Source organism: Urechidicola vernalis (genome assembly GCF_031846385.1).
In the GTDB taxonomy this organism is placed as follows: domain Bacteria; phylum Bacteroidota; class Bacteroidia; order Flavobacteriales; family Flavobacteriaceae; genus Urechidicola; species Urechidicola vernalis.
On the sequence record NZ_JAVRHV010000001.1, the window covers coordinates 518,570 to 534,042 of the forward strand.

General features: G+C 33.1%; 12 protein-coding genes. 8 read left to right on the forward strand and 4 right to left on the reverse strand.

Going from position 1 to position 15,473, the window contains the following annotated elements; all coding sequences use genetic code 11:
• The first annotated feature begins 44 nt into the window (after positions 1-44).
• The 7 genes from serC to RM519_RS02295 all read left to right on the forward strand — a co-directional run bounded on the left by serC (position 45) and on the right by RM519_RS02295 (position 7,611).
• A complete protein-coding gene (gene serC, locus RM519_RS02265; protein ID WP_311591883.1) occupies positions 45-1,100 on the forward strand; it encodes a 3-phosphoserine/phosphohydroxythreonine transaminase in 1,056 nt (351 codons plus the stop codon).
• A gap of 67 nt (positions 1,101-1,167) precedes the next feature.
• Positions 1,168-2,118 carry a D-2-hydroxyacid dehydrogenase gene (locus RM519_RS02270; protein WP_311591884.1) on the forward strand — a complete coding sequence of 317 codons (951 nt, stop codon included), beginning with the start codon at positions 1,168-1,170 and terminating at the stop codon, positions 2,116-2,118.
• Between the two features lie 94 nt (positions 2,119-2,212).
• Positions 2,213-2,872, forward strand: a complete 660-nt coding sequence (locus RM519_RS02275) for a YggS family pyridoxal phosphate-dependent enzyme (protein ID WP_311591886.1) — start codon at positions 2,213-2,215, stop codon at positions 2,870-2,872.
• Positions 2,873-3,952 carry an exonuclease domain-containing protein gene (locus RM519_RS02280; protein ID WP_311591887.1) on the forward strand — a complete coding sequence of 360 codons (1,080 nt, stop codon included), beginning with the start codon at positions 2,873-2,875 and terminating at the stop codon, positions 3,950-3,952.
• Positions 3,953-4,052: 100 nt separating this feature from the next.
• Positions 4,053-4,898: an ion transporter gene (locus tag RM519_RS02285; RefSeq protein ID WP_432280173.1), complete on the forward strand. Its 846-nt coding sequence runs from the start codon at positions 4,053-4,055 to the stop codon at positions 4,896-4,898.
• Positions 4,888-5,799, forward strand: a complete 912-nt coding sequence (gene miaA, locus RM519_RS02290) for a tRNA (adenosine(37)-N6)-dimethylallyltransferase MiaA (RefSeq protein WP_311591888.1) — start codon at positions 4,888-4,890, stop codon at positions 5,797-5,799. The genes RM519_RS02285 and miaA overlap by 11 nt, the downstream gene beginning before the upstream one ends.
• A 3-nt stretch (positions 5,800-5,802) precedes the next feature.
• Complete coding sequence (locus RM519_RS02295) at positions 5,803-7,611, forward strand: SGNH/GDSL hydrolase family protein (RefSeq protein ID WP_311591889.1); 1,809 nt, start codon at positions 5,803-5,805, stop codon at positions 7,609-7,611.
• Between the two features lies 1 nt (position 7,612).
• Here the strand turns inward: RM519_RS02295 and RM519_RS02300 are convergent, their stop codons facing one another.
• Positions 7,613-10,021 carry a mechanosensitive ion channel family protein gene (locus tag RM519_RS02300; protein ID WP_311591890.1) on the reverse strand — a complete coding sequence of 803 codons (2,409 nt, stop codon included), beginning with the start codon at positions 10,019-10,021 and terminating at the stop codon, positions 7,613-7,615.
• Positions 10,022-10,252: 231 nt separating this feature from the next.
• Here RM519_RS02300 and RM519_RS02305 point away from each other — a divergent pair, with 231 nt between their 5' ends.
• Positions 10,253-10,852: a fasciclin domain-containing protein gene (locus RM519_RS02305; protein WP_311591891.1), complete on the forward strand. Its 600-nt coding sequence runs from the start codon at positions 10,253-10,255 to the stop codon at positions 10,850-10,852.
• A gap of 73 nt (positions 10,853-10,925) precedes the next feature.
• Here RM519_RS02305 and capB read toward each other — a convergent pair whose 3' ends face one another.
• From capB to RM519_RS02320, 3 genes are all read right to left on the reverse strand, one after another.
• Positions 10,926-12,170 (reverse strand): cysteate-C-fatty acyltransferase, encoded by a 1,245-nt coding sequence (gene capB, locus RM519_RS02310; protein ID WP_311591892.1) that lies wholly within the window; start codon positions 12,168-12,170, stop codon positions 10,926-10,928.
• A gap of 141 nt (positions 12,171-12,311) precedes the next feature.
• A complete protein-coding gene (gene capA / locus RM519_RS02315; protein WP_311591893.1) occupies positions 12,312-13,349 on the reverse strand; it encodes a cysteate synthase in 1,038 nt (345 codons plus the stop codon).
• A gap of 49 nt (positions 13,350-13,398) precedes the next feature.
• Positions 13,399-15,453 carry a S9 family peptidase gene (locus RM519_RS02320; protein ID WP_432280178.1) on the reverse strand — a complete coding sequence of 685 codons (2,055 nt, stop codon included), beginning with the start codon at positions 15,451-15,453 and terminating at the stop codon, positions 13,399-13,401.
• Between the last annotated feature and the right edge of the window lie 20 nt (positions 15,454-15,473).

The following is a 15,473-nucleotide window of genomic DNA, read 5'->3' on the forward strand; positions in this document are numbered from 1 at the left end:
AAATTGTGAAATTTGTTGCTTAATTTTTATCAAGTTAATTAAAAATGAAAAAGCACAATTTTAGTGCAGGGCCATGTATCCTGCCTCAAGAAGTTTTTGAACAAGCGGCTGAAGCTGTTGTGAACTTAAACAATTCTAATCTTTCTTTAATCGAAATTTCACATCGTAGTGCTGACTTTATTTCCATTATGAATGAAGCCATAGCCTTAGTGAAAGAACTTTTAAATGTACCAGAAGGCTATTCTGTATTATTTTTACAAGGGGGAGCGAGTTTACAATTTTTAATGGCCTCCTATAACTTGATGAAAGTAGACGGGAAAGCGGCTTATATCGATACTGGTGCATGGAGTACTAAGGCTTTAAAAGAGGCGAAGTTGTTAGGAGAAGTTGCCATCGTTGGAACTTCAAAAGATTCAGGCTACAATTACATTCCTAAAGAAATTAAAATTCCTTCTGATGCTAATTATGTGCATATGACAAGTAACAACACCATTTTTGGTACACAGTTTAAGGAATTCCCTAAGACGGACCAACCTTTGGCCTGCGATATGAGTTCTGACATATTCTCTAGGCAAATTGATGTTTCAAAATTTGGTTTGATCTATGCTGGAGCACAAAAAAATATGGGACCTGCGGGAACAACTTTGGTAATTGTTAAAGATGAAATATTAGGGAAATCTGGTAGAACAATTCCTTCTATGTTAGATTACCAAACACATGCATCAAAGGACAGTATGTTTAATACACCTCCTGTTTTTGCCGTATATACTTCTATGCTGACATTACGTTGGTTAAAGAAACTAGGCGGTGTTGGAGCTATAGAAAAACTAAACGAAGAAAAAGCAGCGTTGCTTTACAATGAAATTGACAACAATCCAAAGTTTAATGGTTTTGCAGCGGAGGAAGATCGTTCTTTAATGAATGTAACCTTTACCCTAGCGGATGAATCTGACAAAGAACGTTTTGATGCTTTGGCAAAAGAAGCAGGATTAAACGGGATCAACGGACATAGATCTGTTGGAGGCTATAGAGCAAGCATTTATAACGCAATGCCATTAGAAAGTGTGCAAGCGTTGGTAGCTGTAATGAAACAATTATAAAACAACATGGTCATCGTTAAGTTTTGACATCGATTCAAAACTATTGGAATGACATAAACTAAATAAAATGAAAGTATTAGCAAACGACGGAATTGCACAAAGTGGTGTAACCGCTTTAGAAGCAGCAGGATTTGAAGTTCAATTAACGACTGTTGCGCAAAATCAATTAGTAGACTATATCAACCAAAATGAAATTACCGTTCTATTGGTAAGAAGTGCTACAAAAGTAAGAACCGATATTATTGATGGCTGTCCATCTTTAAAAATTATTGGTCGTGGTGGTGTTGGTATGGATAATATCGATGTTGCATATGCAAGAGAAAAAGGATTATCTGTAATCAATACACCGGCTGCATCTTCTCATTCTGTAGCAGAATTGGTTTTTGGTCATTTCTTTGGAATGGCAAGATTTTTACACAATGCCAATAGAGATATGCCTTTAGAAGGGGATTCAAACTTTAAAGGATTGAAAAAAGCATGTGCTAAAGGAATTGAATTAAAAGGAAAAACTTTAGGTGTAATTGGAATTGGACGTATTGGACAAGCAACAGCAAAAGTTGCGTTAGGAGCAGGAATGAAAGTGATTGCTTTTGACCCTTTTATTGATTCTGTTGATTTAGAATTGGATTTCTTTGATGGTCAAACAGTTTCTTTTAAGATAGACACAATTTCTAAAGATGAAGTTTTAAAACAAGCAGATTTCATTACGCTTCACGTACCTGCTCAAGATACATATGTAATTGGGAAACCTGAATTTGACCAAATGAGAGAAGGTGTTATTATTGCAAATGCTGCAAGAGGTGGTGTTGTTGATGAAGTTGCCTTGGTAAATGCAATTTCTGAAGGAAAGGTCAGAAACGCTGCTTTAGATGTTTTTGAAAACGAACCAACTCCAGAAATGCAATTATTGATGAACCCTGCACTTTCGCTTTCTCCTCATATTGGGGCCGCAACAGGTGAGGCTCAAGATAGAATTGGAACTGAATTAGCAAGTCAAATAATTGAAATTTTAGGATAAGATTTTAAGCAATATAACAAAAGCCGATAAGACAACTTATCGGCTTTTTTCTTTTTTAAAAAAGTGTATCTTTGAATAACCTTAAAGCAAACAAATGTCCATTGCTGATAATCTGCAAAAAATAAACTCCACGGTCCCTAATCATGTTACTTTAGTTGCTGTTTCAAAAACAAAACCAGTAAGTGTAATTCAAGAAGCTTATGATGTTGGGCAACGCGTATTTGGTGAAAATAAGATCCAGGAAATGGTAGAGAAATACGATCAACTTCCGAATGATATTAAATGGCATATGATTGGTCATCTACAACGAAATAAAGTGAAGTACATGGCTCATTTTGTAGATCTAATTCATGGCGTTGATAGTTTTAAAACACTGAAAGAAATTAATAAGCAAGCTTTAAAACACAACAGACTTATTAATTGCCTACTGCAAGTTAAAATTGCTACAGAAGATACCAAATTTGGGATGAGTTTAGATGAATTGTCATCTATTTTAGATTCTGAAGAATTGAAAACATTAGAAAATGTGTCAATTAATGGTCTAATGGGTATGGCAAGTTTTACAGAGGACAAGAAGCAGATTAAAAAAGAGTTCAACTTCCTCAAAAAGACATTCAATCAACTTAAAAACGAATACCCAGAATTGACAACAATATCAATGGGCATGAGTGGCGATTATAAAATAGCCATAGAAGAAGGCAGTACTATGATACGTGTTGGAAGTGCAATTTTTGGATTAAGAAATTACATATAATTGTTCGCAGTAGTAGACATAGAAACCACTGGAGGAAAATACAACGAAGAAGGTATTACAGAAATAGCCATTTACAAATATGATGGTCATGAAGTTATAGACAATCTTGTAACATTGGTAAATCCAGAAAAGGACATTCAACCTTTTGTGGTAAAACTTACAGGTATTAGTAATAAAATGTTAGTCAATGCTCCTAAGTTTTATGAAATGGCCAAGCGCATAGTTGAAATAACCGAGGGTTGTGTCATCGTTGCTCATAATGCCCATTTTGATTATCGCATTCTAAAAACAGAATTTAGAAGATTAGGTTTTGAATTTGAACGAGAAACTTTATGTACTGTAGAACTGTCCAAAAAACTGATTCCTGAACAAGAATCATACAGTTTAGGTAAATTGTGTAAAGCCTTGGCAATTCCTGTTTCAAACAGGCATCGAGCGGAAGGAGATGCTTTGGCTACGGTTAAACTATTAAAATTGCTAATTGATAAGGACACGGATAAAGAAATTTTAAAAAGCCATATAAAACAAGGTATAGAAAAGGAGTTACCTTCTAAACTCCAGAGTATTTTAGATAATTTGCCTTCTGAAAATGGTGTTTACTATATCCATGATAAAATGGGAGAAGTTATTTTTATGTCGAATACAAAAGACATAAAAAAAAGCGTAAATAAACTTTTTCTTAAGACCTCAAAGCGTAGTAAAACTATTCGAAAATTAATGGCAAAAGTTAGTTTTGAAAAAACCGGTAACGAACTTGTAGGTCGGTTAAAATTCCGGGAAGAGCTAAGCGTAAATAAACCTCAATTTAACTTCAATCACAAAAATGGTTTATCAAAGACTATATTTAGCAATCCAAATTTAATTATAGTTGATAAAGGCAGAACTGCTGAAGAAAAATCCGCAATATTAATTGAAAACGATAAACTTATCGGCTATTGTTTCATAGACTTGGAATATCAATTAAATAATATTGATGTATTAAAAACACATCTAACTCTCCTTTCTAACAACGAAGAGAACCGAACTATAATAAAAAAACACCTTCAAAAGAACTCTGTGTTAAAACTAATCCGCTTTTAATTGAAATACAAAACTATACTTTTTTAAAAATCCTTATTTTTACAATAGTAAAATTCCATTGCCATTAATGATTTTAAAATTAACTAACCTTTTTTAAATAGTGGAGAATAAAACAACATACCAAAAATGGAAACATCGACTTCATGAAATAATTTATGAAGCAGACACCCCTGCTGGAAAGTTCTTTGATGTAGTTCTTCTTATTGCCATTTTTGTAAGTGTACTTGCGGTAATGTTAGAAAGTGTTTCTTCAATTGACGCTAAATATCATAAAGAACTTAATATATTAGAATGGGTAATTACCATACTGTTTTCACTTGAGTATATCGCTCGGATTATTTCGATTAAAAGACCTAAAAAATATATTTTCAGTTTTTTTGGAATTATAGATTTATTATCGACTATTCCAAAATATCTCTCTTTAATCATTGGAGGTACGCATGCATTAGTTGCGCTAAGGGCTTTGAGATTGTTAAGAGTTTTCAGAATATTAAAGTTGGTGCGATATATGGGAGCATCTAGAATGTTAACCCGTGCTCTGATAGTTAGTAGAGCTAAAATCTTTGTATTTCTTTTCTTTGTATTGATTCTTTGCACAATTTTAGGAACAATTATGTACTTAATCGAAGGAAATCCGAGTGGGTTTAATAGTATTCCTAGAAGTATTTATTGGGCTATTGTAACATTGACCACAGTTGGTTATGGAGACATTCATCCAATTACACCATTAGGTCAATTTATAGCTTCAATAATTATGATTTTGGGGTATGGTATCATTGCCATTCCAACCGGACTTGTAGGAGCGGAATATATAAAGCAAACAAGTAAAGATAAGCAACATACAAACACACAAGCATGTACCAGTTGTAATGCAATTAACCATCATAACAGAGCACAATATTGTTATGAATGCGGAAATGTTCTAAACGAATACGATGCCTCGTAAGTATTTAATTTCGGTGGTCGGAGCCACTGCAATAGGAAAAACGGCACTTAGTATTTCTTTAGCTAAACATTATAATGCGCCTATTATATCATGTGACTCGAGACAGTTTTTTAAAGAAATGAATATTGGAACTGCCGTTCCATCTAAAGAAGAATTGGCCTTAGCAGAGCACCATTTTATTCAAAGCAGATCCATTCATGATGATTATAGCGTAGGACAGTTTGAAAAAGATGCCTTGGCTAAATTAAAAGAACTTTTTAAAGCAAACGAAATTGTAATTATGGTTGGTGGTAGCGGACTGTATGTAGATGCTGTTTTAAAAGGTCTGGATTATTTTCCAAAGGTAGACCCCTCTATTCGCCAAGAATTGAATACGAAAATAGAAACTGAAGGAATAAAAAGTTTGCAAGAACAATTAAAAATTTTAGACGTTGATAGCTACAATAGTATCGAAATCGAAAACCCACATCGATTAATTAGAGCTTTAGAAATTTGTATTGGAACAGATAAGCCCTACTCTTATTTTAAAAATAAACCTAAAACACCACGAGAATTCGTTCCGATTAAGATTGGTCTTACGGCTGATAGAGCCATAATGTATGATCGAATAAACCAACGTGTTGACATTATGATAAATAGAGGGCTGTTAGAGGAAGTAAAACCTCTACTGTCATATAAACATTTGAATGCACTACAAACAGTTGGTTACAGAGAGTTGTTCGAATATTTTGAAGGTAAATTCACTTTAGATTTTGCCATTGAAGAACTAAAGAAAAATACACGTCGATTTGCTAAACGACAAGGAACGTGGTTCAGAAAAGATAAAGACATTCGTTGGTTCGATTTTCAATCTGATTTAAAGGATATCATTACATTTGTGGACACACGCAAGCAAACATAGAACATGGGTTCAATAAAAATAAGTATCTATACAATTGCAATTGTTATCGTTGCATCATTAAGTTTACAAGCTCAAAATGAAAAGGTAACTTCATGGTGGAGTCCAGAAGAATCAGAAAACTCAGTGTTTTTAGGACAAGGTTGGAATACCGACGAATTACAATCTCCTTATCATAGGCTCCCGGCCAAAGCAGAGAGTGAAGTTCGCAGTCCAGTTTGGAACTTATCGAAGCAATCTGCAGGACTTTCTATCCGATTTAGATCAAACTCAGATAACATAAAAATAAAATACAATCTTAGTGGAGCTTTAAGCATGCCACATATGCCCGCAACTGGTGTTAGCGGTATGGATTTATATAAAAAAACTAAAGATGGTAACTGGGAACGTCTTTGGGGTTCGTATAAATTAGATACAATTAGCAGGTATAATTTCAACAATAAAGACACATCTGAATTTTATAAAAAGTTTGGAGCAGAATATCAACTGTTTCTACCCCTATATAATGAAGTTTCCAATTTAGAAATTGGCGTTGATACCGATGCGGATTTTAACCTTATTCCGAAAAGAAAAGAAAAACCGGTTGTTGTATACGGAACTTCCATCGCACAAGGTGCTTGTGCCACAAGACCAGGAATGGCATGGACAAATATTCTTTCTAGAAGATTGGATAGAGAGGTAATTAATCTCGGGTTTTCAGGAAATGGAAAGATGGAGCCCGCTTTAGGCTATTTAATGACTGATATAGATGCCAAAGTATTTTATATAGATTGTTTGCCAAATTTAACTGCAACTGACAATCCGTTTCTACTGACCATTAATTTAGTACAAATTTTAAAGGAAAAGTACCCAAATACACCCGTTGTATTAGTTGCGCATCCGGGCTTCTCCAATAATCCCACGGAAAAAAGTAATTTAGATACGGATTTACAAACAGCAATTACAACCCTAGCCTCATTAGGTCATAAACGTATTTATTTCTTACCTAGAGAAGATTTAGGGCTAAATTTTGAGTCATTTGTAGATTATGTACATCCCAATGATATAGGCATGACAGAATATGCCGATGGAATGGAAAAAATCTACAGAACCTTATTTAGAGAACAAAAAGGAAATATTATAACCACACAGCCTATAAGGCAATATAGAGATATTTCTGTTTATGATTGGGAAAAAAGGCATGAAGAGATTCTAGCTTTAAATAAATCCAATCCCCCTAAAATTTGTATAATTGGTGATTCCATTACCCATTTTTGGGGTGGCGAACCAGAGGCCGAAATAGTTAGAAGTCAATCTAGTTGGGATTCTATAACCAAAAAAGATTCCATTTCAACCGCAGTTCCGATTAGAAATTTTGGATATGGATGGGATCGTGTAGAAAATGTACTTTGGCGTGTACATCATGGTGAATTTGATGGATTTAATGCCGATAAAATCATTTTAATGATTGGCACGAACAATTTATTAATAAACAACGAAAATGACATTGCAGATGGTATAGAAGCTATTATAGATGCTCTAAAATACAGACAACCTACAAGTGAAATTTTAATTCTAGGTGTTTTGCCAAGAGTAAAACACGAAAGGAGAGTCTCACAATTAAATCTAAAACTTTCTATGTTCGCATTGAACAATGGATTTGAATATAAATCTATAGGTAATGTTCTATTAAATGAAGATTTTAAAATAAATCCAGCCTTATTCTCTGATGGTCTACATCCAAATGCTAAGGGTTATGAACTATTAAGTAAAGAATTGAACAAAGCCCTCTACCCTGTCGTAGATGCAGATTCCGAAGAAGAAATTAAAGAATAATTTACTCTTTTATTATTCTACGTGCAGGAACAGGCGCTTGAATATTTAATTCTTTTAATTTATCAAAAATCTCTAACTGAACTTCATGATCAATGGTAAGTGTTTCTGAAAATGTACTCCAATACCATAATTCGAACAATAAATTCCCTTCTGGTTCGTAACCTTTAAAAAATACTCTTGGTTCCGGGTCTTTAAAAGTTTTAGGGTGCTTTGAAGCAATTTCAAGAAACAACGCGATCATATCATTTGGGTCCACATTGGGAGCCGTTTTAATTTCCTTTTTACTTCTTCTATCTCTATTGCTTAAGGTCCAGTTAACTACCTTCTTAGAAATTAAATCTCCATTTGGAATAATTGCTTCATATCCAGAATACGTTTTAATATTACTAGATCTAACACCAATACTTGTAACTACACCAAATTCGCTATCTACTTGAATGGCGTCACCCAAGTTAATTGGTCTTTCAAATGCTAAAATTAAGCCTGCTATGAAGTTTAGCACGACATTCTGCAATCCAAATCCAATACCTACACCCAAGGCCCCAATTATAAAACCTAATTTATCTAGTTCAATACCAACTGAAGTTAACCCAATATAAAACCCGATGCAAATAAAAGCAATTCGCAAAATTAACGAAATCGCAGGTGCTACCCCTCTAGGTAAAATATTAATCATCCATTCATCTTGAAATATGGATGATGCTAACTTAGAGAATAACAAGGTAATAGATATAATAAAAGTGAAAGACAATATACCACCTAATGAAATCGTTGTTTCTCCAACTTCCCAAGTAATAAGTAATGTTTCATTTACCCAATTTTCAATAAAGTCTATAACTTCAAACCCTCTTAAAGAAAAGTAAAACCAAATAAGCATTCCTGTCCAAAATAAAATTGGTTGAAATCTTTTATGTGTCGCATTTACAATTGTAGACACGGTTTGCATTTCATACTTTTTACGAAGCTTAAAGGCTAAAACAACTAAACTTGTGATAACTTTTACCGATAAGTACAATACCATCATTAATAGAGCCGAAACGAATACCCCATTAAATACGAAGTGTGCCAATGCAAGCATACCAATTACATTAGCTGTACCCGCAATTATCAGTAAAATAAGATATAATGGCGTTACCACTATAAATATTTTATGAATACGGATGAAATCAGTTGGGTTTCTATTCATCAATTTTCTAGCATGAACAAATGCCCATGCTAGTACCAGCGTTTCAAATAATAATATATACCTATTTGCTATTAAATTCGACTCTAGATAAGAGCCCACAATATTTAAAAGATAAATTCCAAATAGAATAAATAGATAAATACGTATTCTATCATTGGTCAGTTTTGGCAATAAACTTAATGTACCTAATAAAATTAAAAATATAAACAGCTCTGAAACGTTGGGTATAAGTGCATCATAGAAAAATAATGAAATTAACAATCCTACCGATACCGTAGCTGCAATGTAGTTTCTTAAAACAATTTTTGCCTGAATTTCAACCGGGTTGGTCAATTCATTCAATTTAATAATCCATTTCCGCTTAACGGCCAATAATAAGAAGAATATCAATAGAATAAATAGTAGTTGAAAAGCGGCAATTTTTGTATTATCCTCAAAAAAAGTAGTAACTAACTTTTTATTTTCGTTTAATTTTTCCGAAAAGGAAAGCGCTTCTTCAGTTTCAGGTTTTACATGAATAGAATCTGTTTTAGAACTCCAAATTGGTGGGCTATCAAACACAAAATAATCCTTTTGAAGTTCCAATTCCACAGCGCTTATTTGTGCTATGACATCATCAGTAATCAAAACTAATTCAGTTAGTTTCTTTTCAATGATATAGATAGCGTCTAAGCGAGACGTAGCACTTTTTAACACTTCGTTTAAAGTTGTAATTATATTATCTAAACTACTCGTTACAGTCGTTGAATTATTATTTTTAGATAAATTTTCTTTGGTATCTTCCCATCTACTTATCTCTTTTAAAATTTCATTATTTAGTTTATTAACTTCGACAGTTCTTTCATTAAGTTCTGCTTGGTATTTCTTTAACTCTGATCTATACTTCTGCCACTCTACCTCTCTATTTTTTAATTCCCTTTTCGATATATCTTCAAAATCAGAAATCAATGAATCCTTTTCTAATAATATTACTTCCTGAACCTGATCTAAAATAGAATCTAACTCCTTAACCGTAGCACTTGGAACTAGAATAGATTTATAATTGTGTATTCTTTGATTTACCTGTTCACTTTCCTCTGAAATCTTATCAATTGAAATTGTTTCAACCTTGCCCCCTTTTTCATTCTCTGTAGCATCCGTTTTTTCTTGAGAAAAAGCAGTGAGAGAAATTAGTGTAAAAAATAAAAGGCAACTATTTTTAATAAAGGATAATGACTTATTCATAACGGGTTATTCATTTACACCGCAATATACTTATAAAATTATTTATAATATATAGTGTTTAATCTAAACGAATTGTTGTTTAAAAATTGAAGAATATTATGTCTTAAAGGGTTCTTTTCTTAGTGTCGAGATAATTGCATTTGTTTTTTTGTTCATGTTTTTATAAATATAAGTTGAACATTAAATTGTTTTTTATATATTTGTCTAACTTTAACTTATAAATTATTAGACATGAAAAAAATTATTTACTATTTCGCACTTTCAAGTGTCCTACTAATTGGTATGACATCTTGTAACAATGATGATGACATGGACTTGGATTTAATTGAACAATCTAAGAATGATGAAACAAATGCCTCTTTTGATAAAAAAGGAGAAAAATCAATTGCCACTATTGCAATTGAAAATGGAAATTTCACCCAATTAGTTGCGGCCTTGTCATATGTAGACGCAGACCCTGAATTAAATACTAACCTGGTGGATATGTTTTTAAACGGTAAGGATCAATATACGGTTTTTGCTCCTACTGATGATGCATTTAATAACTTGTACAGCTCATTACCTGGGGTCACTGGAATAACTGATTTGCCGGCTGAGTTAGTATTAGACGTCTTACTTTATCATGTAGTTGAAGGAAGAAGAGGGTCAAATAGTGTAGTACCTAAGAAAAATGATAAAACTATTGAAACTCTTTTAGGAGAATCATTTACTGTTAGTTCAGATTTAACTATCACTACTTTTACTGGAAAAACATCCAATATTGAGACTCCAGATATTTCTGCCTCAAATGGAATTATTCATATCGTTGGAGCCGTAATACTTCCTATTTAATTCCAAGCTCTTAAATTTAAATTAAAAAACCAGTAATTTTCATTACTGGTTTTTTTATGCAATAGAGCTAGTATTAAATCATTGTTGCTCCAATCTTTTTATACACTCCTGTTTCTAACTTTTCTCTAATTGCAGAAAAGGCTACAATTGTTTCCTTAACATCTTCTAAGGTATGCATTGCTGTTGGAATCAACCTCAATAAAATCATTCCTTTTGGAATTACCGGATATATAACAATTGAACAAAATACTCCGTGATTTTCTCTTAAATCATGCACCATTGCCATTGCTTCAGGTACATCTCCTTGCAGGAATACTGGAGTAACACATGTATTTGTTGTTCCAATGTTAAATCCTTTTTCTTTTAAACCATTTTGCAAGGCATTTACATTCTCCCAAAGTTTTGTTCTTAACTCTGGCATGGTTCTAATCATGTCTAAACGTTTTAACGCACCTTTAACCATTGGCATTGGTAAAGATTTTGCAAACATTTGAGAACGCATGTTGTATTGTAAATATTGTATTATATCCTTATCTCCAGCAAAGAAAGCTCCAATTCCTGCCATAGATTTTGCAAAGGTTGCAAAATATACATCAATATCATCTTGTACTCCTTGCTCTTCTCCCGTTCCTGCTCCTGTTGCACCTAAAGTACCAAAACCATGCGCATCATCTACTAACAAACGGAAGTTGTATTTCTTCTTTAATTCTGAAATCTCTTTTAATTTCCCTTGCTCTCCTCGCATACCAAAAACTCCTTCAGAAATCAATAAAATTCCTCCTCCAGTTTTTTCGGCCATTTTTGTAGCACGAATCAGATTCTTTTCCATGCTTTCAATATCGTTATGCTTATAAACAAAACGCTTTCCTGCATGCAATCTCACTCCATCAATAATACACGCATGTGTATCCACATCATATACAATTACGTCGTTCTTGCTTACTAAAGCATCAATAGCAGATACCATTCCTTGGTAACCAAAGTTTACCAAATATGCTGCTTCTTTATTAACAAATTCAGCACATTCTTGCTCTAATTGTTCATGATAAACAGTATGTCCAGACATCATTCTAGCTCCCATAGGGTACGCCATTCCATATTCGGCAGCCGCCTCAGCATCTGCCTTCTTTACGTCAGGGTGATTTGCTAAGCCCAGGTAATCATTGATACTCCAAGTTAAAACTTGCTTTCCATTAAAATGCATGCGATTAGAAATCTGCCCTTCTAATTTTGGAAATACATAATACCCTTCTGCCTGTTTGGCCCATTTTCCTAATGGTCCTTTATCTTCAATAATTCTATCGAATAAATCTTTCATTTTCTGATGTTAAGATTAAAAAATAAGTTCGTAATCAACTATTTTTTTTCCGGTTGCAAAATAAGCACTTTTTTATGGTTTTATCAAATAAAAAAGGTGTCTATTAAGACACCTTTCCCCTTTATAATAAAATATTATTTCTTATTTAATGAACTCAACTGCTGCTTGTTCTTGTTTAACAGCATCAAAGAATCCTTGTTCACGCATCCAATCATCGCTATAAACTTTGCTCATATATCTAGATCCATGGTCAGGGAATATTGCAATAACTTTACTGTTTTTGTCAAATTCTCCTTTCTCCGCATATTGCATTACTGCTTGCATTACTGCTCCACTCGTATATCCTGCAAAAATACCTTCTGTTAAAGCAATTTCTCTTGCTCTATGCGCACTTGCTTCATCCGATACTTTTTCAAATTTATCAATTACATCAAAATCTGTAGCAGTAGGAATCAAATTTTTCCCTAATCCTTCTATTCTATAAGGATATATCTCATTTGCATCAAACTCTCCAGTTTCATGGAATTTTTTCAAAATAGAACCAAATGCATCCACCCCTAATATTTTAATATTTGGGTTTTTCTCTTTTAAATACTTTGCAGTTCCAGAAATTGTACCACCTGTTCCACTCGCAGCTACTAAATGCGTGATTTCTCCATTGGTTTGTTTCCAAATCTCAGGGCCAGTAGTTTGATAATGTGCATCAATATTCAATTGATTAAAATATTGATTAATGTACACAGAGTTTGCTGTTTCAGAATGTAATCTTTTAGCCACTTGATAATAAGATCTAGGATCATCGGCACTAACATGTGCAGGACACACATATACCTTTGCTCCCATTGCCTTTAGCATATCTATTTTATCGTTAGATGACTTTGAACTAACTGCCAAAATACAATTATAGCCTTTAGAAATACTTACCATAGCCAAACTAAACCCAGTGTTACCTGATGTAGTTTCTATAATTGTATCTCCTGGTTTAAGAATACCTTGTTTTTCTGCTTGTGAAATAATGTATAACGCAATACGATCTTTTGTAGAATGACCTGGGTTATAACCTTCAAATTTTGCTATGAACTCCCCATCTAAATCCTGGGTAATTTTATTTAATTTAATCATTGGGGTTTCACCAATAAGTTCAAGTATATTTTGATGAATACTTAAATGTCGCTTCATGAAATTTTAATCAATTAAGAACGCACAAATGTACAATTTTTTTTTAAACCTAAATATGACACTCCATGTCGAGTAAAAAAGCATATTCACGAGCTACTTCTTTTAAACTATCGAAGCGACCGGACGCTCCGCCATGGCCAACAGTCATATTTGTATGCAATAAAATTCTATTTGAATTCGCCGTTTGCTCACGTAATTTAGCCACCCATTTAGCAGGCTCAAAATACTGAACTTGAGAGTCATGCAATCCTGTTGTTACCAATAAATGTGGAATTTGTTTATTTTCAACATTGTCATAAGGCGAATACGATTTGATATATTTATAATAGTTTTCTTCATTTGGATTTCCCCATTCGTCATACTCACCAGTTGTTAATGGAATGCTTTCATCTAACATTGTGGTAACCACATCTACAAACGGAACTGCTGCAATCACTCCATTAAATATTTCTGGCTTCATATTAATAATTGCACCCATTAATAGGCCTCCAGCAGAACCTCCCATGGCATATAAGTGCTTTGATGAAGTATATTCTTCTTTTTTCAAATGTTCTGCACAACTGATAAAATCCGTAAATGTATTTTTCTTATGAAGTAATTTACCATCTTCATACCATTCCCTACCTAAATATTCACTTCCTCTAATATGTGCAATGGCAAATACGAAACCACGATCTAACAAACTTAATCGCGTGGTGCTAAAGCCATCACTAATTGTGTGTCCATATGAGCCATAAGCATATAACAATAATGGTGTTTCTTTAGAAAGTTCTGTGTTTTTATGATAAACTAAAGAAATAGCTACTTTCTTCCCATCTGATGCCTCTGCCCAAATTCTTTCACTAGTATAATTTTCTTTTTGAAAAATACCTCCTAGTACCTCTTGCTCTTTCTTAATTTCTTTTTCCTTGGTTCCCATTTTAAAATCAATCACAGAACTAGGGGTGGTCATAGAATTATAACCATACCTTAACAACTCCGTATCAAATTCTGGATTGGAATAAACACCTGCCGAATAGGTTTCCTCAGAGAATGGAAGGTAATAGTCTTCACTTCCATCCCATTTAATAATTCTAATTTTACTTAATCCATTCGTACGTTCCTCTAATACTAAATAATTCTTAAAAATTGAAACATCTTCAATGAGCACTTCTCTTCTGTGAGGAATCACATCTACCCAATTTTCTTTTAAAGTATCCGTATCCTTGACTTTCATCAATTTAAAATTGGTTGCTTTGTCTTTATTGGTTAAAATATAAAAATCACCATTGTAGTGAGAAATTCCATATTCTAAATCTCGCTCTCGAGGTTGAAATACAGTAAAATTCTCTTCAGGAGCATCCGCATTCAAAAACTGATATTCTGTAGACAATGTACTATATGAACCGATTACAATATACTTTTGAGATTTAGTTTTATAAACAAACGTTCCAAATGTTTCATCACGCTCATGAAAAACTTCGACATCTTCACTTACATCGGAACCAATGGTGTGCCTAAATATTTTGTCACTTCTTAATGTGGTTTCGTCTTGTTTTGTATAAAAAATTGTTTTGTTATCGTTTGCCCAAGTAGCAGAACCTGTAGTGTTTAATATTTCTTCTTCAAGAATTTCATTTGTTTCTAAATTCTTTATTCTTAAAGCATATTGCCTTCTACTTACTTTATCTACTCCAAATACAGCCAGTTTATTATTTGGACTAACCGAAATCCCCTTTAAACTAAAATAATCATGCCCTTTTGCTAATTTATTAACATTGAACAAAATTTGTTCTTCTGCCTTTAAATTCCCTTTCTTTCTAGAATGTATCGGATATTGACTTCCTTTTTCATAGCGTGTTAGATAAAAATAGCCGTTCTTTTTATAAGGTACCGATTCATCGTCTTCCTTAATTCTAGACTTCATTTCTTCAAATAAATCATCTTGCAACTTATTTGTATGTTCTGTCATTTCTTTAAAATAACGGTTTTCATCATTTAAGTATTCTATTACTTCCGGATTCTCTCTTTCATTCAACCAATAGTAATTATCTATTCTGGAGTCTCCATGAATTTTTAATTCTTTTGGCTTTTTTACGGCTTTCGGTTTCTGTATGTGATTCATCATAGTTTTGTAAAACGATT